Annotated in this window: 12 protein-coding genes; 6 read left to right on the forward strand and 6 right to left on the reverse strand. The window is 50.3% G+C overall.

Annotated elements, in window-relative coordinates; genetic code table 11:
* The 4 genes from J4E05_RS00455 to J4E05_RS00470 form a co-directional block, all read right to left on the reverse strand.
* Window positions 1-888, reverse strand: coding sequence for a carbohydrate ABC transporter permease (locus J4E05_RS00455; RefSeq protein WP_085592040.1), 888 nt, complete (start codon window positions 886-888; stop codon window positions 1-3).
* Window positions 881-1,789, reverse strand: a complete 909-nt coding sequence (locus J4E05_RS00460; RefSeq protein ID WP_085592042.1) for a carbohydrate ABC transporter permease — start codon at window positions 1,787-1,789, stop codon at window positions 881-883. The genes J4E05_RS00455 and J4E05_RS00460 overlap by 8 nt, the downstream gene beginning before the upstream one ends.
* Before the next feature lie 105 nt (window positions 1,790-1,894).
* The gene (locus J4E05_RS00465; protein ID WP_349591636.1) at window positions 1,895-3,163 is read right to left on the reverse strand and encodes an ABC transporter substrate-binding protein; all 1,269 of its coding nucleotides are present in this window, start codon (window positions 3,161-3,163) and stop codon (window positions 1,895-1,897) included.
* A 354-nt stretch (window positions 3,164-3,517) separates the two neighbouring features.
* Window positions 3,518-4,795 carry an ABC transporter substrate-binding protein gene (locus J4E05_RS00470; protein WP_349591638.1) on the reverse strand — a complete coding sequence of 426 codons (1,278 nt, stop codon included), beginning with the start codon at window positions 4,793-4,795 and terminating at the stop codon, window positions 3,518-3,520.
* Window positions 4,796-5,373: 578 nt separating this feature from the next.
* Between J4E05_RS00470 and J4E05_RS00475 the strand changes: the two genes are divergently transcribed.
* The 6 genes from J4E05_RS00475 to J4E05_RS00500 all read left to right on the forward strand — a co-directional run bounded on the left by J4E05_RS00475 (window position 5,374) and on the right by J4E05_RS00500 (window position 10,664).
* The gene (locus tag J4E05_RS00475) at window positions 5,374-5,538 is read left to right on the forward strand and encodes a DUF1127 domain-containing protein (protein ID WP_085592048.1); all 165 of its coding nucleotides are present in this window, start codon (window positions 5,374-5,376) and stop codon (window positions 5,536-5,538) included.
* Window positions 5,539-6,012: 474 nt separating this feature from the next.
* On the forward strand, window positions 6,013-6,489 hold the full coding sequence (bfr, locus tag J4E05_RS00480; RefSeq protein WP_349591640.1) for a bacterioferritin: 477 nt from the start codon (window positions 6,013-6,015) through the stop codon (window positions 6,487-6,489).
* A 20-nt stretch (window positions 6,490-6,509) separates the two neighbouring features.
* The gene (gene bfr / locus J4E05_RS00485; RefSeq protein WP_085592052.1) at window positions 6,510-7,001 is read left to right on the forward strand and encodes a bacterioferritin; all 492 of its coding nucleotides are present in this window, start codon (window positions 6,510-6,512) and stop codon (window positions 6,999-7,001) included.
* A 276-nt stretch (window positions 7,002-7,277) separates the two neighbouring features.
* Complete coding sequence (locus tag J4E05_RS00490; protein ID WP_349591643.1) at window positions 7,278-9,719, forward strand: heavy metal translocating P-type ATPase; 2,442 nt, start codon at window positions 7,278-7,280, stop codon at window positions 9,717-9,719.
* Window positions 9,716-10,108 (forward strand): Cu(I)-responsive transcriptional regulator, encoded by a 393-nt coding sequence (cueR, locus tag J4E05_RS00495; protein ID WP_349591644.1) that lies wholly within the window; start codon window positions 9,716-9,718, stop codon window positions 10,106-10,108. Before J4E05_RS00490 ends, cueR begins: the two co-directional genes overlap by 4 nt.
* 73 nt (window positions 10,109-10,181) lie before the next feature.
* Window positions 10,182-10,664: a c-type cytochrome gene (locus J4E05_RS00500; protein ID WP_349591645.1), complete on the forward strand. Its 483-nt coding sequence runs from the start codon at window positions 10,182-10,184 to the stop codon at window positions 10,662-10,664.
* Window positions 10,665-10,714: 50 nt separating this feature from the next.
* Here J4E05_RS00500 and J4E05_RS00505 read toward each other — a convergent pair whose 3' ends face one another.
* Window positions 10,715-11,842, reverse strand: coding sequence for a PAS domain-containing sensor histidine kinase (locus tag J4E05_RS00505; RefSeq protein WP_349591647.1), 1,128 nt, complete (start codon window positions 11,840-11,842; stop codon window positions 10,715-10,717).
* A 31-nt stretch (window positions 11,843-11,873) separates the two neighbouring features.
* Entirely contained in the window at window positions 11,874-13,127 is a 1,254-nt protein-coding gene (locus J4E05_RS00510) for a D-amino acid dehydrogenase (RefSeq protein WP_349591649.1), read from the reverse strand.
* Between the last annotated feature and the right edge of the window lie 165 nt (window positions 13,128-13,292).

Raw genomic sequence — 13,292 nt, forward strand, 5'->3', positions numbered from 1 at the left:
TTATCCCTTCACCGAACCGGCGGTCAGGCCACGGACGAAATATTTACCTGCCAGCACATAGACAAGCAGTGTCGGAAGCCCGGTCAGCAATGCTGAGGCCATATCAACGTTGTATTGCTTAACGCCCGTCGTGGTGTTGACGATATTATTGAGGGCGACAGTCATTGGTGCACTGCCACCAGAACTAAACGAAGCGCCGAACAGGAAGTCATTCCAGATCTGGGTAAACTGCCAGATGATGGAAACAACAATGATCGGGCCGGAAATCGGCAGGATGATCCGCCAGAAAATGGTAAAGAAACCGGCACCGTCGATGGTTGCCGCTTTGACCAGTTCATCCGGAATCGATACGTAGTAATTGCGGAAGAACAACGTGGTAAAGCACAGGCCATATACCACATGGACCAGAACCAGCCCCATGGTTGAATTGGCGATACCAAGTTTGCCCAAGGTCACTGACATTGGTAAAAGCACAACCTGAAAAGGCACAAAGCAGCCAAACAACAACATGGCAAAGACGATGTTCGCGCCCTTGAACCGGAATTTGGTCAGAGCATAGCCGTTTAACGCCCCAAGGATGGTCGAGATCAAAACCGCGGGAATGGCCATCTGGACCGAGTTCCAGAAGAAGGTTTTGATGCCTGAGCATTCAACACCGACGCAGGCTTCGTTCCAGGCATAATTCCAGGCGTCGAAGGTAACTACACGGGGTAGGGAGATGAGCGATCCTTCGCGAATTTCCGTTAGTGATTTCAGCGATGTCGTAATCATCACAAATAACGGAAACAGGTAATAGATCGAAAACAGGATCAGAACCAGATAGAGCAGGCCGCGCAAGAGGGTATGTTTCAACCCTGAATCCTGACCGTAGGTTTGGAGATCAGCCATTTTTCTTGCCTCCGCGCAGTTCGGAATACAGATATGGCACAATGATCGCCATCACGGTTGCCAGCATCATCATGGCACTGGCGGCACTGATGCCCAGCTGGTTACGCTGGAAGGCCATTGTGTACATGAAGGTTGCCGGAAGATCGGATGAATAACCTGGTCCACCGCCGGTAAGGGCAATCACCAGGTCGAAACTTTTTACTGCCAGATGGGCAAGAACGACGATTGCGCTTAGAAATACCGGGCGGATCGAGGGAATGATAATGCCGAAATAAATACGTGGCAGGCTTGCACCATCCATATAGGCAGCACGGATAATGTCCTGATCTACGCCGCGCAGGGCGGCAAGGAACATGGCCATGATAAAGCCCGATGCCTGCCAGACGGCGGCAATGACAACTGTGTAAATCGCAAAATCGGAATTCACCAGCCAGTCAAACTTGAAACTTGCCCATCCCAGATCATGCATCATCTTTTCAAGACCAAGACCGGGATTGAGGATCCATTTCCATGTGGTGCCGGTCACAATGAAGGACAGCGCCATCGGGTAAAGGAATATGGTTCGCAGAACGCCTTCTGCCCGGATGCGCTGGTCAAGCAAAACAGCCAGCAGGCAGCCCAGGAAAAGGCAGATAACGATAAAAAGACCGCCGAAAATCAGCAGGTTTTCGATGGCAACATGCCAGCGTTCCATTTGCCACAGGCGTTCATATTGCCGCAGCCCGGCCCAGTCATAGACCGGCATCATGCGCGATTTGGAAAACGCCATCCAGGCGGTCCAAATAATGAAGCCGTAGACGAAAAACAGGGACGCCGCAAAGGATGGTGCCACAACGATCTTGGACAGATTGCGTTGCAGGCTGGCCATCAGGTTGCTTTCGGTGCTTGAAGAAGCCCCCATGCCCTTTGCCTCAAAATAATTAAAAGATAAGGGAAGCTGGCCCCGAAACCGTGTTTCGGGGCCAGTGATTATTGCCAGATCGGCAATGCGGATGCGATCTTATGATCAGTCTTTGGCAAGCTCGATTGCTTCAGCAAGGCGGTTGACCGCTTCGTCCGAAGACATATCAGAGTTGAAGTGTGCCGTTACGACGTCAACAATGGCGCCCGAGAGATGACCGGGCAGTGCCATGCCATGTGCCATTGACGGCAGGAAACCACCGGTTTTTTCGTCAGCAGCCATGTCGGCAGCCGATTTTTTGGCGCAATCGTCAAAATCATCCAGTGATACACCGGTACGTGCCGGGATCGAACCCTTGAGAAGGTTGAAGGTTTTCTGGAATTTTTTGCCTACGATCAGCTCGGCCAGAAGTTTTTGACCTTCGATTTTGTCTTCGCCGTCAACTTTGAACATTGCAAAGCTGTCAGTGTTAAACAGGAAGCCATTGCCATTATCAGCCGGGGTTGCAGAGCAAAGGAAGTCTTTGCCCGGGACTTTACCCGCTGCAAGGAATTCGCCTTTTGCCCAGTCGCCCATGATTTGCATGGCGGCTTTGCCATTCATAACCATGGCCGTTGCCAGGTTCCAGTCACGACCCGGGAAGTCCGGATCAACATAACCGCGGATCTGACGCATTTCGTCGAACACTTTTTTCATGGTGTCAGATTTGAGTGCGTCTTCGTCGAGGTCTACCAGAGCTTTCTGGAAGAATTCCGGACCACCCATGCCAAGGACGACGGTTTCAAAAATCGTCGCGTCCTGCCACGGCTGACCACCGTGCGCCAGCGGCGTAATGCCGGCAGCTTTCAGTTTGTCTGCCAAGGTGTTGAATTCTGCCCAGGTTTTCGGTCCTTCCTTCGCACCGACTTTTGCCAGCAGTTCCGGGTTTGACCAAATCCAGTTGACCCGGTGAATGTTCACCGGAACGGCGACATAGTCGCCTTCATATTTCATGATGTCCTGGATACGCTTGGGAATGACTTCATCCCAATTTTCTTTTTTTGCGACATCATCCAGGTTTGCCAGTGCGCCCTGTTCGGCCCATTCCTGAATGGACGGGCCTTTAAGCTGTACGGCACTTGGGGCATCGCCGGAAAGAACGCGTGACCGCAGAACAGTCATTGCAGCATCACCAGCGCCGCCCGCTACCGGGCTGTCCTGCCATTTGCCACCGTGTTCCTCGAAATCCTTTTTCAGGGCTGCAACAGCTTTTGCTTCTCCGCCCGAAGTCCACCAATGCAGGACTTCGGCGGTCGGTTCTGCATGTGCCAACGATGCAGAAGCAAGTGCGGCAATACCGACACTGGCAGCGAGAATGGATTTGCTAAGTTTCATTTAGGGTTTCCTCCCTGGTTTTAAACCAATTGCAGCGACACCATGCTGCGAGAGGGCCTTTATTGCATCCACAAAACTGTAACAGGTCGTTTCTGGATATGGATTTGAAATGTATTGTTACAAAAAATACAATTTCATCATGATTATAATGGGATTCAGGCAATGTTGATTAGTGCATTTTACAGAATGGTAGTTTGCACGTGTGGGAATAAATGCGGCAGGTGCCGGTTTTCTGTTGTTATCGTGCAATGAGCCGAAGCGGGTAGGCGTTTTACACTACATATAACAGAGTGGTTCGCCGGTCAGGGCTTCCTCGCAAATTTAAGGGCCCTTACGGCGAACCAACATCACATTTTATTCTTTTGCCAGTTCAAGAGACTGAACCAGTTTGTCGACAGCATCTTGCGACGACATTTCAGAATTAAAGTGCGCTGTAACGGTATCGACAATGGCGCCTGTCAGGTTGCCCGGCAGCGCCATGTCTACACCGACCGAGGGTAAAAAGCCGTCAGATGCCTGCGAAGCCTGCATGTCTTTTTCCGATTGCAGGGCGCATTCGTCGAATTTATCCATCGGCACGCCAAGGCGCGCCGGAATGGAGCCTTTAAGCAGGTTAAAGGTTTCCTGGAATTTTTGACCCAGAATTAAACTGGCAAGCAGGTTTTGCCCCTCGACCTTATCCGCGCCTTCGACATGGAACATGGCGAAGCTGTCGGTATTAAACAGATAGCCATGGTTTGACGGTGTGGCCGTACAGAGGAAATCTTTACCAGGGACTTTCCCTGCTGCCATGAATTCGCCTTTCGCCCAATCTCCCATGACTTGCATGGCGGCTTTGCCGTTCATGACCATGGCCGTTGCCAGGTTCCAGTCACGACCGGAAAAGTCATTATCGACAAAACCGCGTAGAATGCGCATTTCGTCGAACACCTTTTTCATGGTGTCAGACTTCAGAGCGTCTTCGTCTTGTTCAATAAGGGCCTTTTGATAGAAGCCGGTACCACCAATACCTAAAACGACATTTTCAAACAGAATGGTTTCCTGCCATGGTTGCCCGCCAAGAGCCAGCGGGACAATGCCTTGCGCCTGCAGCTTTTCGGCCAGTTTGTTGAAGTCCTCCCAGTTTGAGGGAACTTCGGATGTCCCGGCTTTGGCCAGAACTTCGGGATTGGCCCATATCATATCTGTGCGGTGAATATTGACCGGCACGGCGACATAATGCCCGTCATATTTCATAAGGGTGCTAAGGCGTTTAGGCAGGATTTCGTCCCATTTTTCTTTTTGGGCGACGTCATCGAGATTAGCAAGGGCCCCTTGTTCAGCCCATTCCATGATCGCAGGGCTTTTTAATTGTACAGCGGTTGGGGCATCCCCTGATAAAACCCGGGAACGCAATACTGTCATGGCGGCAGATCCGCCACCACCAGCCACGGGGCTATCGATCCATTTGCCGCCATGGGCTTCAAAGTCGTTTTTTAGGGCAACGGCGGCTTTGGCCTCTCCACCCGAGGTCCAGTAGTGCAAAACTTCGACTGTTGGTTCGGCCTGGGCGAGGGCCGGGGTGACCAGCGCTGTTGCACAAAGAATAGCGCCAAGTGTTTTCGTGTTGAACCGTGATTTAAGCGAATACATTTTTTCCTCCCGTTTTTTATGATGTAGCGACCATGCGACGGGAAGTCGGGTTTTGCATCCCGAATGGTGTAACAGAATATTGCCAGACGCCATTTTGAAACGAACTGTTACAATAAATGATAGCGCTAACATTTTATCTGTGATGATGGAGCATTCTTTGCGCTGTCAGATGAACTTCACTTGTTCACTGATCCAAAGTTGCAAGCGCCTTGTTGCCGACTTTGGGGAGCAGGCAAGTTTCCACTTTGACGAGGTCACGGGAGGGGAAAGAGGGCTTTTTATTTCATTGTACAAGGGGCGACGACGGAATGAAGCGAATGTGGGTGCAGTGCGATATAATTGCGCAGAAGCAAAAAAGGCTTGTTTTTCTGTTGTTTATGGACGGAAAGGTAGTTCAAAATCTAATTGAACCCATTCAATTATGACTATTTGGAACAGATGATATGCAATCTTGGTGGATTGAGATGTTTGATCAATTTCGTCATATTGCAACGCAGAAGAACGGAGCAGAGCGCATCCGGCAACACAATGAAGCCGAGATTTGAGCGCTCATCAGTTTGAAACACAGGAGGTTCAACATGTTCTTGTCCAGTATCATCGTTGCTGTTCGTCGTTGGGCCTATGCACGGTCAGTCGCGAACGAACTTTACGATCTCGACAGCCGTGATTTGGATGATGTCGGGATTTCCCGCTGGCAGATCAAAGACGTTGCACGCAAAGCTGCACGTGACGCGATCGCTTAAGCAGGCGGAAATAGATCGACAGCGTCTAACTAGTAGGCTGCTGTATGCAGAAGCCGGGCCATTGTGACCCGGCTTTTTGTATGTCTGGTCACCTTCGGCGCGCCAGCACCATATATAAATGACGATATCGGTACCGTCCGTTTCAGATTTTCATCCATCCATATATTTTAATCGGTATTGACCACAATTGACCTTATCTTTCCTGCAAGCCCACCCCCGGAGGGGCTGTCAGATGATACTTCCGATTCGCATCGCCAGTTAAACAGATGTATCGATGAAATAATCCTCAAACTGCGTAACGATAATTGTTTGCACGATGTTTGTTAAGATTGATTTTTACTTCGACAAATTCTTTACCATGTTTTGCAAAAAATCGTTAAGTTATTGATAGTGGTAATCAATGACGTCGTTTTCCCTTGAATTAATTGGTGCTACTTCCCAGAATAGGCGTTAGCCAAATGGAGGAGACCCAATATGAAAGGTGATCGGCAGATCATTGGTTACCTTAATCGCATCCTCACGAACCAGTTGACCGCGATTAATCAATATTTTTTGCACGCCCGCATGCTCAAAAACTGGGGTGTCGCGGAAATGGGCGAATATGAATTCAAATTGTCCATCAAGGAAATGAAGCGCGCCGACGATTTGATCGAGCGCATTTTGTTTCTTGACGGGCTGCCGAACTTGCAGAATCTCAACAAATTGCTGATTGGCGAGAATGTTGGCGAGATCGTTGAATGTGACATGAAGTACGAGCTGTCTGCGTTGCCATTGCTGCGTGAAGCTATTTCTGCCTGCGAAAAGGCAGAAGACTTTGTTACCCGCGATTTGCTTGTTTCTTTTCTGGAAGATCAGGAAGAGCATGTCGACTGGCTCGAAACCGAGCAGTGGCAGCTTGATAATGTCGGTGTTCAGAATTACATCCAGAGCCGTTCAGGCGACGGCGACTAATCATTCAGGGAGCGTGCGCCATGAAAGGCAGCCAGAAGGTTATTGATATTCTTAATCGGCAATTAACCGCCGAATTGTCCGCTGCGGACCAATATAACACCCATGCGGAAATGTATCTCGATTGGGGGCTTCATGCCCTGTATGAGCGGATGCATCATGAAAAAGACGAAGAACTTGATCACGCCAAGCGTTTGATCGAGCGTATTTTGTTTCTGGAAGGGGTGCCCGATACGGCATCGCGTACGCCGATTAGCGTTGGCCAGACCGTCCCGGAAATGATGAAAAACGATCTTGATCATGAATATATGGTGATCAAGTATCTTAAAGAATCCATCAAGGTTTGCGAAGCCGAGGGTGACTATCAGACCCGTAATGTTCTGACTCAGCTTCTTGACGATAGCGAGGAAGATCATGCGCACTGGATCGAACAGCAGATTCGCCTGATCGATATGATGGGTCTTCAAAATTACATTCAGTTCCGCGCTGTAGGTGAACCTTCGCCGCATGGCTAAGGCTTACACTTAAGTCTAAGGCTGACGGTTAAATAACGTGTCGAGGAAAGGGCTGCCAGATTTGGCGGCCCTTTCTGTTTTTGGGTGCAAATTTTTGTAAACGTACAATATGAAGCCCGCCTTTGATTGGGGCCGTTTTACGGACACAAAGGGCATTTGTGATCGGAGGTGGTGGTTCAGGCCCGCCGCGGCGAATTTACTTTAACAGAATGCTTGACCTTCCTGTCGCTGGAAACTTTATGCTGTCATACATATTGAAAAAGCGAGGTGTTCGCGATGACAGCAATGACAAAGCCACAGAGTGAAGGCAGCGATGTGACGTTACAGGTGGACGGCATGAGCTGTGCATCGTGTGCGGGGCGCGTGGAGAAGGCGATCAACAAGATCGATGGTATTGGCGAGGTGGATGTCAACCTGGCCATGAATACCGCCCATGTTCGGTTTGACGAAAATGGCAAGGCTGGAATTCGCGATGTCGCATCCGCCATTCGTAACGCGGGCTATAGTGTTTCAGAACAGAAGCTGGCCTATGATATTGATGGCATGACTTGTGCCAGCTGTTCCGGACGGGTGGAAAAGGCGCTGGGTAAACTGCCCGGTGTGACCGAAGCAACGGTTAATCTGGCGATGGAACGGGCCGATATTTCAGTGATTTCTGGAATGGTAAGTGACCGTCAGGTGATTGCGGCGGTTGAGAAAGCTGGCTATCACGCAGTTTCCCGTAATCAAAAACTGTCTAATGACAATAAGGCCGAAAAAACCTCCGATCATGCTTTGTGGTGGTTGGCTGCGTCGATCATATTATCGGCGCCGTTAATCGGACAAATGATATGGATGTATCTTGGGGTTGATTTTCGTCTGTCCGCCTGGGTTGAGCTTGCCTTGGCAACACCGGTGCAGTTTGTCATTGGCTGGCGGTTTTACCGCGGGGCGTGGTTGGCATTGCGCAACCGGGCAGCCAATATGGATGTGTTGGTCGCACTGGGTACGTCGGCAGCCTATTTTCTGAGCCTTTATAATATGGTGCAATCTGGCATAAGCGGGGCAGGGCACCTGTATTTTGAGGCATCAGCCACGATCATTACCCTGATCCTGGGGGGTAAGATTATGGAAGAACGCGCCAAGCGTGGGGCGTCGGCCGCCATTCGTGAATTGATGGCGCTACGCCCACGCAAGGCGCGCAGGCTGGATGTTGAAACGGGTGCAGAAACCGAGGTTTCTGTTGATGATTTGAACGTTGACGACGTCGTACGCGTGCGTCCTGGTGAAAAACTGCCTATTGATGGTGAGGTGGTTGCCGGGGAAAGCGAAATTGATGAATCATTGATTACCGGCGAAACACGGCCTGTATTACGCAGCACAGGTGACGTGGTTGTTGGCGGCGCTGTTAACGGGACAGGGCGCATTGACATCCGGGTAAATGCGGTTGGCGAAGATACGACTTTGTCGCGGATTATCCGGCTGGTAGAGCAGGCCCAAACGGGCAAAGCCCCGGTGCAGCAAATGGTTGACAAGGTAGCTGCTGTTTTTGTGCCCGTCATTATTGTGATTGCCTTGTTAACACTTGCCGGGTGGTTGATCGCGGGGTTTGGCCTTGAGGCAGCGATTGTTGCATCTGTGTCGGTGTTGGTAATTGCCTGTCCGTGTGCCTTGGGCCTGGCAACGCCAACGGCTTTGGTTGCTGGAACAGGGGCGGCAGCAAAGGCTGGTATTCTGATCCGCAATTTTGAAGCGCTTGAACAGGCCCATAATGTCGATGCCGTGATTTTTGATAAAACAGGTACGCTTACTGAAGGGGTGCCGACGGTTCATGATGTTGTTCCAGCCCATGATTTTGGCAACAAAACTGAACTGCTGCGTCTGGCGGCGTCGCTTCAGCGAGCAAGTGAACATCCATTGGCCCACGCCGTGGTGCAGGCCGCAAATGACGATGATTTGAAACTGGCCAATGTCGATAATTTTAAAAGTACGACGGGTGCCGGTGTTAGCGGTACAGTCGATGGTCGACCGGTTCTGATTGGGACGGAAGCCTTGTTACGCGATAATAACGCAACATTGCCCGAGGCCGATATAGCCAGGGCTATTGGCGATGCAGAACACAAGGGCAGAACAGTTGTACTGGTGGCTGTGGACGGCAAGTTTGCCGGATATCTGACCCTGGAAGATAAAATTCGCGAAAGTGCCATTGCCGCCGTTAAACACCTCAAGCAGCGCGGTATTGTCAGCATTATGTTGTCGGGCGATGCCGAAGACGTTGCCGCCCATGTTGGACAGGAAATTGGCATGGATAGCTGGCGTGGGCGCATTCGTCCGCAAGACAAGGCCCGTGAAGTTGAAAAACTGCGCAAGGAAGGCCGTCATGTTGCGATGGTGGGTGATGGTATTAATGACGCCCCCGCATTGGCCGCGGCAGATGTCGGCATTGCGATGGGGGGCGGCACTGACGTTGCCATGGAAACGGCCGGCATTACCCTGATGCGATCAGACCCGGCATTGGTGGCCGGGGCGATTGATATTTCCATCGCTACCCGACGCAAGATTACACAAAACCTGTTCTGGGCATTTGGTTACAACGTGATCGGGGTACCGCTTGCAGCATTTGGTATTTTAAGCCCGGCGATTGCAGGGGCAGCGATGGCGTTAAGTTCGGTGTCGGTTGTGACCAATTCATTGATGTTGCGACGCTGGCATGTGCGCAATGAGGGAGGGCAAAAATGAATATTTCCGATGCCGCACAGGACAGTGGCCTGCCTGCGAAAACCATTCGCTATTACGAAGAAATCGGGTTGGTTCACCCGGGGCGCCTTGCCAACGGATATCGTGATTACAGTGATCAGGATTTGCATAAATTGCGGTTTTTGCAGCGATCGCGCGGTTTGGGCTTTTCGATAGAGGATTGCAGGACGCTGTTGTCCTTATATGAGGATCACAATCGCGCATCTGCTGATGTACGCCAGATTGCAAAAGCGCATCTCGACGATATTGACCGTAAAATTGCAGAACTAAAGAGCCTTCAGACGACATTGCGTCATCTGGTGCATCAATGTCATGGCGATGACCGGCCTGATTGCCCGATTATCGAGGATTTGGCCGGTCCGTCAGTATGATATGGCAACGGGGCCATACCCGTTAATGCCCGGTGTAAACTGGAACTATCTAAAATAGAGAGAGAAACAACCTGTGAAGAACAAATGGGGTTACAGTGCAATCGCGCTGGGCGTAGTCGTGCTTGCTATTGTCGGGTATCAGTATTTCAAACCCGGTCAATCACAGTCGCCAGCTGCAAATATTGATGCATCAGACCTGCATCTGGTGGCGGCAGGCAAAAAAATTTACGATGCCAATTGCGCATCCTGCCATGGCGATAAGCTGGAAGGCGAGGCAAATTGGCAAAAACGCAGACCTGATGGTTTGTTACCGGCTCCGCCCCATGATGCCAGCGGCCATACATGGCATCACCCTGATGATATGCTGTTTGATCTGACCAAATACGGTCCGGCTAAAATGGTTGGAAATGGCTATCAAAGCACGATGCCGGCATTTGAAGGTACATTGTCGGATGACGATATTGTTGATGTGCTGTCCTATATTAAAAGCCGTTGGCCCGATGAAATTCGCAAACGGAATGATCAAATGAATGCAGCCGCACAGGCTGAAAAATAAAACCTGATTTTGCCCTATGGAAAACCTGCTACCCGGCAGATTTCAGGGGCTTACCCGGCGTGCGGCATTGGCAGGCATATTTTAACGGCAGTGCCGTAGCCGGGCTTGCTTTCAATGATAAAGCGTCCACCATGCAGTTCTGTAAGCATTTTTGCCAGTGGCAACCCAAGTCCTGTTCCGGCGCTTTCCTTGATGCCTTTGGGATGGAGCTGCGAAAAACGGGTCAGGGCGCGAGGTATATCCTGTGGGGCAATACCGACACCGGTATCGGTAATGGTAAAAATGGCTTCGTTCGCAGTTGTACGCAGTTCAAGGGAAATTTCACCGCCATCCGGGGTGTATTTTCCGGCATTGGTTAAAATATTGATCAGGATCTGCTTTAATTTCAAACGGTCACAGTTAATGGCAATGGTTTGATCGGGCAGGTTTAATGTTAAAACATGTCGGCGACGGTTGAAATCGTCAGCTACCAATTTGATGGCTTCACGTGCAATCGTCACGGCATTGTTTGACTCAGGTTTGATTGTCATCGCCCCGTCGTTCATTTTTGCCGTGTCAAGAACATCGTTGACCAACGATAGCAAATGGGTTCCGGCTTCGTGAATATCTTGCCCGCATTCGCGGTAGGTTTGCGTTATATCGCCCAATATAGCCTCGGCGATCAGCTCGGAATTGCCGATAATCGCATTTAACGGGGTGCGCAATTCATGACCCATATTGGCCAGAAAGTCGGTTTTGGTGGCGTTTACGTCGTTCCGGTCCTGATTATGGGCTAGCAGGTTTTGTTCTGCGATGCGGTTGTTGCTGTTTTCCATCAATGTAAGCAAAACCGCTGGTACACTTTGATTTTCCGCTATCCATTCAAGTGCTGAAATCGTTAGCCGACAAGGAACGTTTTGGTGTGCTGCATTCACAACCGTGATGTCGCCACACCAAAACCGGCCGGATGCAAAGATATGTTCCAGGTCATCTACGATGCCTTGCGACAGAAATGATGCCTTGTGATGAAGAAGGTCTTCGGCGCTGATGCCCAGAATTTGCCCAAGTGCATTGTTGGCTTGAAGGACTTTACCATCGCGCAGGCAAATTGCGGCCCCATATGGCAGTGCCAGCAGCAGGGCATTATTTTCGATTGGGCCGGTTGTTTTGCCATAATTTTTCGATTGGTTGGCACTCATCGTAAAACCCCAGCTTACGAAAAATTTCGGATCAGAAACGATCCACGTTCAGGCCGCCCAACGAAATTTCCGGGGTTTTGCCTGATATCAGGTCTGCTATCGCCTTTCCTGAACCGCAACTCATGGTCCAGCCCAGCGTTCCATGCCCCGTATTAAGATAAAGGTTATCATATTTCGTTGGCCCAAGCACAGGGGCAGAATCGGGGGTAACGGGCCTTAGGCCACTCCAATAGGTAATATCCTCACGTTTTCCGCATTGTGGAAAAAGATCGAAGGCTTTGTTAGCAATTAATTGCTGACGCCGATGTGACATACGCAGGGAATACCCGTCCAGTTCAGCGGTGCCGGCGGCCCGCAAACGGTTGCCCAGGCGCGAATATACCATTTTAACGCTGTCATCAATCAGGCTGACGGAAGGTGCGTGGCTTTCGTGTCCGCTGGTATCAATTGTAATTGAATAACCCTTACAAGGGTAAATGGGTAATTTGATGCCCAGGGGTTTTGTCAGAAGCGGACTGAAACTGCCCAGACAAACCAGATAACAATCCCCGCGGACTTCGCCACTATCGGTGCGAATATGGTCAATCGCCGAACCGCTTTTTCCAATCGAATGAATGGATGTATTATAATGAAACACAGCGCCCATGTTGCGACAGATTTTTGCCAGCTCTGTGGTAAATTTTTGCGCATCTCCGCTTTCATCGTCGGGTGAAAAACTGCCGCCGATGATCTGGTGTGCTGCAGCTTGAAGTGCGGGTTCAATTTCAAGGCATTCGCGTGCATTGACAACGTGTCGTTTTAACCCAAATTGTTTCATGATTTCAGATGATTGGGAAACTTTGTTCATTTCCTTTTCATCGCGGCAGATATGCAAAATGCCTTTTGACAGATTGTCATATTCCAGGCCAAGATTGTGGCGCAATTCCTTGATACAGTCGCGGCTATAGATTGCCAGGCGCAGTGATTTTTCAATGTTCTGGCGGGTACGGTCAGGGCCGCAATTGCGCAAAAAACGCAAACCCCAGGCAAATAGCTGTGGGTCAAACCGTAATCTGAATAATAATGGCGCATCTTCGCGGCCCAGCCATTTCAAACTTTGCCACGGCGTTTCAGGGGTAGCCCACGGGGTTGCATGACATGCCGAAATTTGCCCGCCATTGGCAAAACTGGTTTCCTGTGCAGCCATAGGCTGGCGATCTATGATGCTAACCTGATGGCCATTTTGCAAAAGATAATAGGCGGCGGTCGTCCCGATGACGCCCGCCCCCAATACAACAACATGCATGCCGGAATTGCCTTGTTCGCGTGGATTTAATTGGCAGAATCATATGCGCGGGGGCAATATACGCATTGGGAAAACAAATAGCTACCAGTGGCAATGCGTAACTGTGTTGTCAGAAACGGCTGTGCTTTCGGGCTGTTGCAAGGTCAAAGAAATTTTAAAACCGGG

Source organism: Thalassospira sp. NFXS8 (assembly GCF_040148805.1).
Taxonomy (GTDB): domain Bacteria; phylum Pseudomonadota; class Alphaproteobacteria; order Rhodospirillales; family Thalassospiraceae; genus Thalassospira.

Coding starts and splice junctions, on each gene's coding strand:
- J4E05_RS00455 (WP_085592040.1), bottom strand. CDS start 888: ATGGCTGATCTCCAAACCTACGGTCAGGATTCAGGGTTGAAACATACC.
- J4E05_RS00460 (WP_085592042.1), bottom strand. CDS start 1,789: ATGGGGGCTTCTTCAAGCACCGAAAGCAACCTGATGGCCAGCCTGCAA.
- J4E05_RS00465 (WP_349591636.1), bottom strand. CDS start 3,163: ATGAAACTTAGCAAATCCATTCTCGCTGCCAGTGTCGGTATTGCCGCA.
- J4E05_RS00470 (WP_349591638.1), bottom strand. CDS start 4,795: ATGTATTCGCTTAAATCACGGTTCAACACGAAAACACTTGGCGCTATT.
- J4E05_RS00475 (WP_085592048.1), top strand. CDS start 5,374: ATGTTCTTGTCCAGTATCATCGTTGCTGTTCGTCGTTGGGCCTATGCA.
- bfr (WP_349591640.1), top strand. CDS start 6,013: ATGAAAGGTGATCGGCAGATCATTGGTTACCTTAATCGCATCCTCACG.
- bfr (WP_085592052.1), top strand. CDS start 6,510: ATGAAAGGCAGCCAGAAGGTTATTGATATTCTTAATCGGCAATTAACC.
- J4E05_RS00490 (WP_349591643.1), top strand. CDS start 7,278: ATGACAGCAATGACAAAGCCACAGAGTGAAGGCAGCGATGTGACGTTA.
- cueR (WP_349591644.1), top strand. CDS start 9,716: ATGAATATTTCCGATGCCGCACAGGACAGTGGCCTGCCTGCGAAAACC.
- J4E05_RS00505 (WP_349591647.1), bottom strand. CDS start 11,842: ATGAGTGCCAACCAATCGAAAAATTATGGCAAAACAACCGGCCCAATC.
- J4E05_RS00510 (WP_349591649.1), bottom strand. CDS start 13,127: ATGCATGTTGTTGTATTGGGGGCGGGCGTCATCGGGACGACCGCCGCC.